Annotated in this window: 7 protein-coding genes and 1 pseudogene; 3 read left to right on the top strand and 5 right to left on the bottom strand. The window is 72.5% G+C overall.

What is annotated here, in order from left to right:
* Positions 1 to 141 precede the first annotated feature (141 nt).
* Entirely contained in the window at positions 142 to 2,610 is a 2,469-nt protein-coding gene (locus tag G9H71_RS11400; RefSeq protein WP_166281872.1) for a glycosyltransferase family 4 protein, read from the top strand.
* Between the two features lie 169 nt (positions 2,611 to 2,779).
* Here the strand turns inward: G9H71_RS11400 and G9H71_RS23115 are convergent, their stop codons facing one another.
* Positions 2,780 to 6,298: a glycosyl hydrolase gene (locus G9H71_RS23115; RefSeq protein ID WP_196791997.1), complete on the bottom strand. Its 3,519-nt coding sequence runs from the start codon at positions 6,296 to 6,298 to the stop codon at positions 2,780 to 2,782.
* A gap of 305 nt (positions 6,299 to 6,603) precedes the next feature.
* On the opposite strand from G9H71_RS23115, the gene G9H71_RS11390 reads away from it, so the two are divergent.
* A complete protein-coding gene (locus tag G9H71_RS11390; protein ID WP_166281870.1) occupies positions 6,604 to 7,671 on the top strand; it encodes a glycosyltransferase in 1,068 nt (355 codons plus the stop codon).
* Here G9H71_RS11390 and G9H71_RS11385 read toward each other — a convergent pair.
* From G9H71_RS11385 to G9H71_RS11375, 3 genes are read right to left on the bottom strand one after another with little or no spacing between them, the layout of a single operon-like run.
* The gene (locus G9H71_RS11385) at positions 7,668 to 8,810 is read right to left on the bottom strand and encodes a glycosyltransferase family 4 protein (RefSeq protein WP_166281868.1); all 1,143 of its coding nucleotides are present in this window, start codon (positions 8,808 to 8,810) and stop codon (positions 7,668 to 7,670) included. The genes G9H71_RS11390 and G9H71_RS11385 overlap by 4 nt on opposite strands.
* A gap of 49 nt (positions 8,811 to 8,859) precedes the next feature.
* Positions 8,860 to 9,879, bottom strand: coding sequence for a glycosyltransferase family 4 protein (locus G9H71_RS11380; protein ID WP_166281866.1), 1,020 nt, complete (start codon positions 9,877 to 9,879; stop codon positions 8,860 to 8,862).
* Complete coding sequence (locus G9H71_RS11375; RefSeq protein ID WP_166281864.1) at positions 9,866 to 10,729, bottom strand: glycosyltransferase; 864 nt, start codon at positions 10,727 to 10,729, stop codon at positions 9,866 to 9,868. The genes G9H71_RS11380 and G9H71_RS11375 overlap by 14 nt, the downstream gene beginning before the upstream one ends.
* A gap of 99 nt (positions 10,730 to 10,828) precedes the next feature.
* Here G9H71_RS11375 and G9H71_RS25080 point away from each other — a divergent pair, with 99 nt between their 5' ends.
* Complete coding sequence (locus G9H71_RS25080; RefSeq protein WP_166281862.1) at positions 10,829 to 12,154, top strand: O-antigen ligase family protein; 1,326 nt, start codon at positions 10,829 to 10,831, stop codon at positions 12,152 to 12,154.
* Positions 12,155 to 12,179: 25 nt separating this feature from the next.
* Here G9H71_RS25080 and G9H71_RS11365 read toward each other — a convergent pair.
* Positions 12,180 to 12,390, bottom strand: a pseudogene (locus tag G9H71_RS11365) (glycosyltransferase family 4 protein); the annotation flags it as partial.

Below are 12,390 nucleotides of genomic sequence, written 5' to 3'. Positions count from 1 at the left end.
GGGCACTGCCCCGGGCGGGGATCTGCTGCGTCCGGAGGGGTGGCGAAGGGCGGAGCAGAGCCGGTGGCCGGGGCCGCAGCACGCTAGGTTCGGCTCCGAGGCGGTGCGCGACGCGCGCCCCCGGACCAGGAGGCCGACTCGGTGCGCGTGCTGCGCTTCTACCACTCCGGGCGCGACGCGGCGCACCGCCTGCGCGAGGCAGCGCTCGTCGAGGCGAGCGTCGACCTCACGCTCGTCGTGCCCGCCCGATGGGAGGAGTCCGGCGCGCAGGAGGTCCTTCCCGCCCTCCCGTTCGACGTCGTCGAGCTCCCCGTCACGCGGCCCGGAGACGTCAACCGGCACCGCTACGACGTGCCGGAGCACCGGCTCCGGGGCTTGCTCCGCGACGTCGCGCCCGACGTCGTCGACATCCACGAGGAGCCGGTGAGCGCGGTCGCCGCCCAGCTCTTGCCGCTCGTGCCGGAGCGGACGCCGGTCTGCATGTACACAGCGCAGAACCTCGACAAGCGGTTCCCTCCGCCCTTCGCCCGCTGGGAGCGCCGGGCGCTCGCGCGGGCGGACGGGCTGTACCCCTGCAGCGCGCAGGCAGCCGCCGTCGCCCGGGGCAAGGGCTACTCCGGCCGGGTCGAGGTCCTGCCCCTCGGCTACGACGACCGCGCGCTGAGCCCCGGGTCGCAGGCCCTCGGGAAGGGGCAGGAGCGGGTCCTGGCCCTCGTCGGCCGGCTCGTCCCAGAGAAGGGCGTCGTCGACGCCGTCGAGGTCCTCGCCCGCCTCCACGCCCGGCACCCCACGCGACTGGTCCTCATGGGCAGCGGCCCCGAGGAGGCCACGGCGCGTGCCCGTGCGCAGGCGCTCGGGGTCGCCGACCGGCTCGAGGTCCGGCCCTGGGCCGGGACCGAGGCGCTCGCGCAGGTCTACCGCAGCGCGCACGTCGTTCTCCTGCCGAGCCTGTCCACGCCGCGTTGGGTCGAGCAGTTCGGCCGGGTGATCGTCGAGGCGCACGCGTCCGGCGCGGTCGTCGCCGGCTACGCCACCGGGTCCATCCCGGAGGTCGCGGCCGGTCTTGGTCTCCTCGTCCCAGCCGGCGACGTTCCCGCTCTCGCGGCGAGCGTCGAGGCCCTACTCGACGACCCGCCGGCGTGGGAGAAGCTGCGGGCCGAGGGAATCGCGCTGGCCGCCACGCGCACCTGGCCGCGCGTCGCCGAGGGGATGCTGCGGCTCTACGAGCAGGTCCGCTCCACGGGGCACGTGCCCCGCTCGCTGCCGGTGGCGACGCCGCTGACACGCAGCCGCGCCGTCGCCGAGTTCGGCGAGCCGGCCACCGCAGGCGGCATGGCCCGCCCGTTCGCGCTGCCCGTCCTGCGTTCCAGCCCGGCGGCGGCGCGGGTGCTCGGCGGCCTCGCCGACGCCACCGCCCGGGCCCAGTACCGCGCGGCGCACCGCGCCGAGCCGGCCGCCACCCCCGACCGCGCTGGCCCGCTCCGCGTCGTCTACCTAGACCACTGCGCGGAGCCGGCCGGCGGCGAGCTGGCCCTGCTCGACGTGCTGCCGCACCTGCCCGCCCACGGCGTCATCCCGTACGTCGTCCTGGGCCGCGAGGGCCCGCTGCTCGAGCGCTTCTCCGACGCCGCTGCGACCCGCGTGCTCCGACTGCCCGACGCCGCGGCCAAGGTCGGGGTCTCCGGCGCCGGCACGCGCGGGGGCAGAGCCGCCGCCGGGGCCGCCACGCTCGCGTACGCGGTCCGGCTGGCGGCCCTGCTGCGCTCGGTCAAGGCCGACGTCGTGCACGCCAACAGCCTCAAGGCCGGGGTCTACGGCAGCGTCGCCGCGCGGCTGGCCGGCGTGCCCCTCGTCTGGCACGTGCACGACCGGCTCTCCGAGGAGTACATCCAGCCCTCGATGCTGCAGATCGTGCGCCCGCTGGTGCGCCGGCTGCCGGCCGCGGTCATCGCGAACTCGAACGCGACCGCAGCAACGGTGCCGCCACGTGAGCGGGTCGAGGTCGTGCACGGCCCGGTCACCACCACCGCGGCCCCGACCCCTCCCGCACCCGTCGCCACGACCTACGCGACGCTGAGCCGGCTCAGCCCGTGGAAGGGCCAGGACCGCTTCCTGTCGGCCTTCGCCCGCGCGTTCCCCGGCGGCCGCGAGCGTGCCCTGGTCCTCGGCGCCGCCCTCTTCGGCGAGGACGACTACGCCGCAGCGCTGCACGATCTCGTCGCCGAGCTCGGCATTGCCGACCGGGTGGCCTTCGCTGGCCACGTGGACGACGTCGGCAGAGTGCTGGGCTCGGTCGACGTCGTCGTGCACACCCCGACGATCGCGGAGCCCTTCGGCCGTGTCGTCGGGGAGGCGATGGCTGCGGGTATCCCCGTCATCGCGCCAGCCGCGGGCGGCCCGTTGGAGATCATCGAGGACGGGCGCACGGGTCTGCTTGTGCCGATGAACGACGAGGACGCACTCGTGGAGGCGCTGCGCAAGATCGCCGGGGACGGTGCGCTGCGCCGGCGGCTCGCAGCCTCCGCCCCGGCCGCTGTGGCGCCGCTCGCTCCCGCTCCGGTAGCGGGGCGCTACGCCGAGATCTACCGTGCCCTGCTGCCAGATTCGTGATTCGAAGGATGCTTTCTCCCGTCCCGCCATGAGACGCGGACCGGGCCGCCCCCTGGCACTGAGCGCTCGCTCCGGAAACGGGACAGGCGCCCGAGGGAGTCCTCGGGCGCCTGTCCTGTCACTGCCTACTGCCGCTGTCGCGCCGGGCGGAGTGCCCGGCGAGGGGTGATCAGCCGAACCAGCCCTGGGTGAAGACCGTGACGTTCGCGGTCCCCGTCCCCGTGTTGCGGATGACGAGCTGGCCGTTGGCGCCGATCGTCACGTCACCGTTCACGGTGGCCACCCGGTTGAGCCCGAGCCCCAGGGTCACGGCCTGCCCAGAGAGCCCGGGCAGCTGCAGCCCGGAGGCCGAGCCCGCTGCTGTGGCGAGCAGCGACACCCGCGCACCCTTGGCCCCCGAGGCCGGGATCCCGCCGCGGCCCGCGAGCTGCACCGAGACCGACTGACCACCGGGGATCGACAGGCCCGCCGCGACGAGCGCGTTCGGCAGCGCCTTGAAGACGACCGGGGTGGGCGTCGGGTCCGGGGTGGGCGGCGGGTCCGGGGTGGGCGTCGGGTCCGGGGTGGGCGTCGGGTCCGGCGTGGGCGTCGGGTCCGGCGTGGGCGTCGGGTCCGTCGTTGTCTGCCCCGGCGTGTAGACCTCGACCTCGCGGATCAGAGCCGGGCCGTAGAACGGGTTGTACGGGTCGGTCTCGGCGACGGCCGGCCAGAAGACCGGCTTCGCACCACCCAGGTAGCCCGAGAAGTTGATTCCCGTGACCGAGATGCGCACGGCGGTCGCCAGGCGAGCCGGGAACTGCACGAGCCGGCTGCGCTGGTAGAAGATCTTGTTCTCGCTGGACACCTCGGACCACGTGCCGTCAGGCGACTGGATCGACAGCTTGAACGAGCGCAGCCCGGTCAGGATGCTGTTCTGCCCGACGGTCGACACGAGCACCTTGTTGATGGTCGTGGCCTTCGCGAGGTTGATCGTCAGCGCCGGGGACTGGTCCCCGACGGCCTGTGCCCAGGTGAACGCGCCCTGCCAGTCGCCGACGCCGTGCGCGTCGGACACGCCGTCGATCGCCGAGATCGGCGGATTGATCGGCGCGGAGGACGTCGCCGTGGCGGATGCGCCGGCCGACGCGAGAGCGACGTTGTCGCCCCACTTCTCGGCTGTCGTCACCGTGACCTGCGAGCCGCTCGGCACGCGGACGTACTGCACCGACCCGGTGACGTCGAACGGGACCGACTTCCCGGCAGGCACCGTCAGGGGCGCCGGCTTGCCGAGCTCGTCGACGACGCTCACCGTCGATGCGGCGTTCCCGCTGTTCGACAGCCGCAGGGAGTAGGGCATGTCGTCGGTCCAGACCGCGTAGACCGTGTCGTTGGCCGTCGCCGACGCGCCGTACTTCTGAACGAACACGTGCGGCACGCCGAGGTCGGAGGAGGACGTGAGCGGCCGGGTGGACGTCAGGTCCTTGACCGTCATGAGCGAAAGCGCCGCCGGCTTGACCTGGTCACCCGCTTCGATGGCCGAGAAGGTGACGTCCTGGCCGCCCCAGGTGCCCTCGATGATGAAGTACGCCCACCGTTCGACACCCCAGGAGCGGTAGAGCAGCTGCGCCCGGGCCGAGTAGTCCGCCTGGGCGAAGAGGTTGCCCTGGCCGTTGGACCACCACGAGTGCTCGGTCACCCAGATCGGCTTGTTCGCCGAACCGTTCGCCGCCATCAACGCCTTCAGCTCGGCGATCTGGGCTGCGGTCCCCTGCTCCTCGAGGGAGCGCCCGTGGCCGGTGTAGGGGTGGATGCCGACGATGTCGAGGTAGTCGAAGCCGCCGTTCTCGCCGATCTGCTTCCAGTACCCAGGAGAGATCTCGACGGTCGAGCCGCCGATGACCTTCGCCTCGGGGTCGACCGACTTGATGACACGGTACGTCGGCTTCAGCACGCGCTCGACGTAGTCCACGGCCGGGCCGAAGCTGGCCGGGTTGTTCGGCTCGTTCCAGGTGTCCCAGTACTTGACGATGCCCTTGTAGCGCTCGACCAGCTTGCGGACGTTGGACTCCCACGTCTGGCCGAGGAAGACCATCTCCCGCTCGAGGCCGCTCTCGGTCGCGAGCGTCACGAAGAGCGGCACGCCGCGGCGGGCGGCCTCGGCAGCACCGGAGCGGATCTCCCCGTCGATCGAGGAGAAGTCGAGCGGGCCGTTGGACCGAGCACCGCCGGGCTGGACCTTGTGCCAGTCGACGACGATGCGGTGCGCGCCCGTGCCGAGCACGTCCGCGAGGGCCACGCCCCGAGCGGCGCCGGGGCCGCCGGGGTTCGGCTGGCCGGGGAGGGTGCTGAAGTCGAGCTGCTGGCCGGGGGCGCCGACGGCGTACTCGGCGCAGGTGCCGGACAGACGGGTGCCGTTCTGGACGATGAACGCCTCGACCTGGTAGTAGCCGGGCTTGGCCTCGGGCAGGTTGAGGCTCAGCGGGGCGTCGAACGCCCCCGGGCCCAGGGCGAGCGTGGTGTAGGCCGGGTTCGCGTCGGCGTCGATCTCCTCGAAGTCCCGGACGCGGTACTGCAGCGAGAGGTTGGGCAGCGACTGCCACCAGCCGTCGATGGACGCCTCGACCCGCGGCGCGGTCCCCGGACGGAAGTACTTGTAGGAGCCGCCGACGACGGTGAGGCCGGCGCCGAAGCCGAGCCGTGGCAGCGATCGCTTCGGGTAGTCCGCCAGCGCCTGCAGGTCCTTCAGCGAGATGTAGGTGACGCGCTGGTCGTTCGTGAAGCGCGCACCGGAGGCGTAGTAGACGCCCGTGCCGTCGAACGCGAGCGGGCTCGCCTGCGTGAGGCCCCAGAGCGCCGCGTCGGCCGCGACACCCTGGACCAGACCGCGCGAGTCGACGACGTGGATGCCGCGGTCGGCGTCCGCCGCGAGGAAGCGGCCGTCGGGCAGCTTCACCGCTCCACCCTGCAGGTAGAAGTGGTAGGGCGCACCCTCGGGCATCGGGTCGTTGCGGGTGCCCTTGTCACCGAAACGCTGCACGAGCTTGAGGGACGAGTCGTAGACGCGGACGTAGTGGCCGTCGGTGGTGACGACGGACCCGTCGGCGGCGTTGGTGAACATCGAGCCGTACACGCCCGGCACGAAGTCGCGCTCGACGCCGGAACTGTCGAGCAGGAACGCCCCGCCGCCGTCGCGCTTGACGACACCGAGGCGCCAGCCACTCGCCGAGGGACGAGCGAACACGCCGTTGTTGAGGATCGGCTGCGTGAACGTGTGGGTCCAGGCGAGCGTGCCGTTCGCGGCGTACTTCATCACCTGGAACGGCGGCTGCATGACATAGACGGCGCCGTCCGGGTCGACCGCGAGCGCCTCCCCACCGTTGCGGGGCACGTCGATGCTGGCCTGCTGCACCCGCGCCTTGTTGTAGACGAGCACGCGCTGCTGGCCACGGGCCAGCACGTAGAGCTTGTCGTTGGCGAACTGCAGGTTGTCCGGCACGACCCCGGCGAAGACCGTGGTCGGCTCCGGATAGGCCGTGCCGGCCGGTGGTGCGTCGATGGCGCTGGGATCAACCACGCCGCACAGGTGGATCGCGGGCGTCGAGTCGTAGATGGAGGCCGCGGCTTGCTCGCTCGCGGTGGCTCCTGATGGAGGGGCGAGCGAGGCCACGGTGGTCACGGCCGTCAAAGCGGCCAGCAGAGCGACGCGCATGGGACTCCCACGTTCGAGTTGGACACCGTCTGCGGCGGACGCGCCGCAAGCCCCCGATGGAGTGTTTAGCGCCCCTGATCGTAGGGAACGTTCACTCATCAGGGTGAGTGGTGCCCGAAATAGATAGAAACATCACAGGTGTGGTGATCTTTCGACTGTGCACCCGTGCACGGGTGGCCCGTGTCACTCGGCAGTGCGCGCCCCGCCCGTAGTACGGCGGCTCGCGAGCGCGGCGGCGCACCCTCCGCAACCGCTAGGGTCTGGCGCGAGACAACGTCCGCGACGCTCGCCGTCCGCTCTCGGGAGTGCTCCTGACCGCCCCACGTGTCGCCTTGATCTCGCTCGAGCCGTGGGACGAGGTGTGGCGAAGGAACCAACACCTCTCCGCGCAGCTCGTCATGCAGGGCCTGGCCGACCGGCTGCTCTTCGTGGAGCCGCCCGCCTGGCGACCGGCCCCGCTCCGCCGCCCGATGCCCAAGGTGACCGTCGTCCAGCCCCGGCGGACAGTGCTCAAGCGTGCCGGCGGCAACACGCTCGTGGGCACCCAGCTCCGGCTCGGCGCGCTGCGCCGGGCGGACCTGCTGTGGGTCAACGACCCGGAGGTCGGCGCGGCGGCGGTCCGCCGCGGCCAGCCTGCCGTCTACGACGTGACGGACGACTGGCGCGAGATGGCCTCGCTGCCGCGCATCGTGCGGCGGATCGTGCGCGCCGAGGACCGGTTGGCAGGGACGGCACGCACCACCGTGTGCAGTCTGGAGCTCCAGTCGCGGTGGCGGGCGCGCTACGGCGTGGAGGCCCCGGTCATCAACAACGGCATCGACGCGGCGGCGTGGGCCGCCCCGTCCCCGCGGCCGCTCACCGGCCCGGGGCCCCACGTCGGCTACGTCGGCACCCTGCACGAGGAGCGGCTGGACGTGGATCTCACGCTCGAGCTGGCTCGGCACCCGGCCGTCGGCACGCTGCACCTGGTCGGGCCCCACGCGCTGGACGCGCAGAGCCATTCCCGCCTGGCCGCGGAGGACAAGGTCGAGCTGCACGGGCCCGTTCCGGCCGCGGACGTCCCGTCCTGGATGGCCGCCCTCGACATGCTGCTGTGCCCGCACCGCATCACGCCGTTCACCATGAGCTTGGACGCGATCAAGAGCTACGAGTACCTCGCGAGCGGACGACCCGTGGTCGCGACGCCGACGAGCGGCTTCCAACACCTGCGAGCCCCGCAGCTCACGGTCGTCGGTGTCGAGGGCTTCGTCGAAGCCGTCGTCGCCACGCTGGCCTCGCCGCCCGCAGCTGCGGACCGCTCCGTCGGAAGCTGGGCCCAGCGCGCCCGAGAATTCGCCGCGGCGTGGCCACCCCTGGCCACCGCCGGCGGCTAGCTCGGCACCGGCGGGGCCAGCGCCTCGGCGTACGCCCGCTCGTACTCCGCCCGGATCCGGTCCCAGCTGAAGTCCGGGAGCCGCTCGGCCGCCGCGACCGACAGCCGCTTGCCCAGCTCGGGCTCGAGGAGCAGCCGCTCGAGCGCCTCCGCGAGCGCCGCCCGGTCATTGGGGTCGACGACGAGGCCCGTCCGGTCGTGCTCGACGAACTCCGCGGCGCCGCCGGAGGACGACACGACCACGGGAGCGCCGGCCCGCCAGCCCTCGAGCGCGACGATGCCGAAAGGCTCCACCCGGGACGGCATGACGAACGCCGCGGCGCCGTGCATCACCGCGGCCACCTGCCCACGGCCAAGCTTGCCGGGGAAGTGCACCCGGTCGCCGAGCCGTTGCCGCGCCACCTGGTCCTTCAGCCCCTGCAGGGCGGACCCGGAGCCCACGATGACCAGGCCGACCTCCGGGACGCGCGGGGCGAGCTCGGCGAACGCGTCGAGCAGCAGATCGAACCCCTTCTTCGGCACCACGCGCCCGAGCCCCAGGACGTAGCGGTCGAACGGGAGCTCGACCGCCTGGTGGGGCGCTTCGTCGACGTCCACCCCGTTGAAGACGACGCGCGCCTTCGCGGGGGGAAGGCCGAAGCGTCGGATGCTGTCGTCCAGGGTGAACTGGGAGCAACCCGTCACCACCCGCGCCCGGCGCAGGCCGAGGCGCAGAGCGGCGCGGAGGAACGCCGAGTGCTCGTAGATGTCGAGGTCGTCCATGACCGTCTCGCCCTGAAGCGTCACGATGAGCGGCACCCGGCGTGCTGTGCTCAACGCCGTCGCGTAGGCGCCGTTGGTGCTGAAGCACTGAACGTGCAGCAGGTCGGGACGGAAGTCCGCATAGGCGCGGAGCAGGTTGCGCATCGCGCCGGCCGCGCCTGCGGGCCAGCGCGCAAGGCTCGCGACGCTCGCGGAGGGAGCCGCGAAGACGAACCGGCGCACGTCGACGCCGTCCACGACCTCGCGGGCCGCGAGGTCGTCGCCCTCGGACCGGGCCGTCCACACCTGCACCTGGTGGCCTGCCTGGGTGAGATTGACGGCCAGCCTGTGCGTGAGCACCTCCACGCCGCCCACCGAGGGGTGGTAAGCGCTGGGCATGAGGGCTATGCGCACGGGTGGCCTCCGGGACACTCCAACGGGAGCGGCGTCATCGCAGCGCTCCCTCGTATATCTCACTCAGCTGGTCGACGTGCCCTGCGATCGAGAACTCACGGCGCTGGCGCGCCTGAGCCTGCGCTCCGAGCTGTCGGCGGAGCACGTCGTCCTCCGCGACGCGACGCAGGACTCGGGCCGCAGCCGCGGGGTCGCCCGGGGGGAAGAGCAGGTCGGGGTCCGCGATCGTCTCGACGTGCGCTCCGCCGCGCGCCGCCACGACCGGCAGTGCGGCCGCCATCGCCTCTGCGACCGCCAGGCCGAACGGCTCCTCCGGCGCCGACGCGAAGAACACGTCAGCTCGGTCGAGCAGGCCCGCGGTGTCCGTCACGAAGCCGAGGAATTCGACGGACGACGCCACTCCCAGCTCCTGGGCCAGGGCGCGCAGCGCCGGCTCCTGAGCCCCGCGCCCGGCCACCTGCAGCCGCCAGCCGTCCTCGGCAAGACCGGACAGGGCCCACGCGTGGAGGCCGATGTCCGTCTGCTTCTCCAGGTCGAGCCGCTGCATCATCACGACCGACCGGCTCCCACCGGTGTGTGCCGGCCGCTCGCGAACACCGTTGGGCAGCAGCGTCGTCGGCTCCCCCACGCGCGACGCGACGAAGCGGCTGATGGCCAGCTGGTCGCGGAACCGACGGCGCAGCAGTGGCGAGGCGGCACGGATGGCAGCGGACGACCCGCGCGGCGCCGCGAAGTGCCGGGTCGTGAAACAGGGCATGCCCCACGTCCTGACGGCGAGCGCCGCGGCCACCTCCGCCTGCGTCATGTGCACGTGCAGGACCCCGCGGCCACGTGCGGAATCCACCTCGCGGACGGCTGCCGCGACACCAACCGCCGGACGGTGCGTCACCGCCGTCCCGAGCTCGCGGGCCATGGCGGCGGGGTCGCCGCCGATCACCGACACGTCCCAGCCGCGGCGGGCGAGCTCCACCGAGACATCGCAGATGTAGCGCTCGACTCCTGCGAAGGCGTCCGTGCACACCACGTGGACGACACGGCGGTCAGCCGACGGCACGACGCCCCGCCGCCCGGGCCGGGCCCTGCAGGTAGAGGCGTGCCCGTGCAGCGTGCTCCGCGCGACGGTCCCGCCCCTGCAGGGCGAGCCGCAGGAGCGAGCCCACGAGCGAGGCGGCACGCACGCCCTGCCACCCCGTCGGGCCGTACCACTTGCGGGAGAACAGCTCCGCGGAGCTGTGGAAGAGGGCCTCGCGACGCTGCTCGTCTGAGCTGCTGCCGGCGCCGACGTGCGTTGCCGAGAGCGTGTCGCAGAGCCGGACGCGCCAGCCGCGGCGCAGTGCGCGCAGCTCCCAGTCGGACTCCTCGGCGTAGAGGAAGAAGCGCTCGTCGAAGTCGCCGACATCGCGCAGGGCCGCACCGTTGAGGAGGAGGACCGCGCCGATGAGGAAGACCTCGGAGGGGCGGACGAGACGCCGCAGCCCCAGGGCGTCGACCCACGCATTGCGCGGTGACGGGACCGGCCAAGCCACCTGCTGCTCCTCGCCGGTCTCCCCGAACAGCCGCGGCGAGACCGCAGCGATGCGTTCGTGGGCGTGCAGCGCGTCGGCTAGCGCCTCGACCACCGCCACCGAGACGCGCGCGTCGGGGTTGAGCAGCAGGACGTCGCACGGACCGGTGGCCAGCGCCGCTCGTATGCCGAGGTTGACCGCGGCCGCGAACCCGACGTTGCGCCCCGGGGTGAGGTAGGCCACGCCGCGCTCCTCACAGAGCCCCGCGACCTCCGCCTCCACTCCGTTGTCCACCACGATGACGTCGACGCGGCGCTCGAGCCCGTCCAGCGCGGCCCGAAGGTCGTCGGTGTTGCGATAGGCGACCACGACGGCTTTCACCGTCCCGAGATCTGCCACGTCCCTCCCACGCCGAAGCCTCAGGTACGCATGCAGTCTGTCGTAAGGATCAGTCGACCGCAGCCGTGAGGGTAGGGTTCCGTCGTTGGAGGGTGCCGGGTGAAGCTCAAGCCGTCCGGGGTCACCCCCACGGTGATCACGCTCATAGGGTTCGCCGTCGCGGCGGCCCTCGTGGGCTACCTCACGACCGAGGGCACCTACATCGCTGCGCTCGTCGCGAGCATGGGCGTCGTCGCCGCGATCTCCGTCCGCGCACCCCTCACCCTGGCCGTGCTGACCGTCCCCGGCGTGATGCTGACGCAGCGCGCGCCCGGCAACATCAGCTTCAGCGACGTCATCACCACCGGCGTCGCCGTCCTCGCATTCCTGTACGGCGCCCACCGCCTGCTCGCGCCGCAGTGGCGCCGTGTCGCCGCCGGGTTCGTCTTCTACTTCGGCATGCTCGGCGTCACCCTGGTCGTGAACCACAGCTTCCGCTCGGACCTAGAGGGCCTGCACCGGATCGAGATCGTCCTTGGGTCGATCCTCATCGGGGCCTGGCTCGTGCACAACGACAAGCAGCGCCACGCGCTGCGCCTGCTGCTGCTCGTCATGGCGATCGTCTCCGTCGCGGCCGCCATCGAGTCCGTGCAGATCGGGTTCCAGCCGTCGTATCCCCTGTGGTTCAACAAGAACTTCTCCGGCAGCGTCTTTGCGACGACCCTGCTCGTCGTGCTCACCGCCCCGGACCAGTTCCGGCTGCCCCGGTGGCTCCTCGTCACGGGCGGGGTGACCATCGCGGTCGGGCTGCTCGCGACGCAGTCGCGGGGCGCGATGCTCGGTGCCGCGGTGGGGTGCGCCTTCTGGTTCCTGCGCATGTCGCCGGAGGTCCGCCGGAAGTACCGCAAGCTCGCCCTCGTCGTGATGGTCGCCTTCGGCGCGTTCGTCTACATCTCCGTCGACGCGCAGCTGGAGCGCCAGCGCACCACCACGCCGATCGACAGCTTCACCGAGCGTGAGGACGAGGCGAAGAAGACCCAGCAGCTGTGGATGGACAACCCCGCCACGGGAGTGGGGCTGCGCTATTTCGCCCAACCCGGCTTCACCGGCTACATCCCACCGAACAACGTGCTGAACGAGGTCCTCGCCGAGGCCGGGCTCCCGGGCCTCGTCGGGTTCCTGGTCTTCGTCTACGCGAGCGTGACGGGGCTCTGGCGCATGCGGTCACCCCTGGCGACGGCAGGCCTGGCCGTGGTGGTCGCGAGATTCGTCCACGGGCTGGTCGACATCTACTGGATCGGCGGGCAGTCGACCCTGCCCTGGCTGATCGCCGGCATGGGGCTGGCGATGCAGCCCGTCGCCTCCGGGCGCGCGATGGCCGCGGACTCGGAGGCAGGCCCGCTTCCTGCACTCGGTCCGGTCCTACCAGTGCACCGCGCCACGTAGCGACGGCGCCGCGCCCACACGGCGGTCAGACGCCGACGACCTCGCGCAGCCGCGCGTACTGCTGGCTCCAGTCGCGCTTGAGGACTGACGCCCGGCCGCGCGACTTGAGCTCCTCGACCCGTCGCCGGTCGGAGACGAGCTCGGTGAGCGCTCGCTCGATGTCGTCCGCGGACTCCTCGACAAAAACGGCGGCGTCACCCCCGGCCTCCGGCGTGCCACCACGACGGGTCGCCACG

The sequence above is a fragment of the Motilibacter deserti genome (assembly GCF_011250635.1).
Classification (GTDB): Bacteria; Actinomycetota; Actinomycetes; order Motilibacterales; family Motilibacteraceae; genus Motilibacter_A; species Motilibacter_A deserti.
This window is presented reverse-complemented; position numbering and strand designations above follow the sequence as displayed.